The 499-nt window shown below is 79.6% G+C and carries 1 protein-coding gene; it reads left to right on the top strand.

Annotated features, from left to right (window positions below; translation table 11 throughout):
- Window positions 1-499: hypothetical protein (locus AB8Z36_RS42160; protein WP_369218580.1), on the top strand; the 499-nt coding region annotated here is incomplete at both ends.

Below are 499 nucleotides of genomic sequence, written 5' to 3'. Positions count from 1 at the left end.
GCCGACCTCACCGCCGATCGCACCGCACTCGCCGACACCCTGCGCCAACTGCCGCGCCCCGAGGGCGGATTCACCGGCGTCCTCGCCCTGCCGCCCACGCCTGCCGCCGACACGGCGGACGATGACCCGGCGGGCACCGCCGCCCTCGCGCCCACCGCCGCCGCCCTGACCGCCCTGGACGACGCCGGGATCAGCGCGCCCCTCTGGCTGCTCACCCGGCAGGCCGTCAGCACCGGCCGCGCCGACCGCCTCGCCCACCCCGGGCAGGCCGCCCTCTGGGGCCTCGGCCGCGTCGCCGCCCTGGAGCGACCCGAGCGCCGCCTCACCCTGGTCGACCTGCCCGAGCAGCTCGACGAGCGGGCCGTACGACGCCTGGCGCACCTGCTCGCCGCACCCGTGGGGGAGCAGCGCGCGGCCGGGACGGAGAGCGCCTCGCCCGGCACGGAGAACCAGCTCGCCGTGCGCGCGTCCGCCACCTACGCACGGCGGCTCGCCCACC

The organism is Streptomyces flavofungini, assembly GCF_041028215.1.
GTDB classification, from domain to species: domain Bacteria; phylum Actinomycetota; class Actinomycetes; order Streptomycetales; family Streptomycetaceae; genus Streptomyces; species Streptomyces flavofungini_B.
Note: the sequence above shows the minus strand (reverse complement) of the source record. Positions and strands in the feature narration are given on the sequence as shown.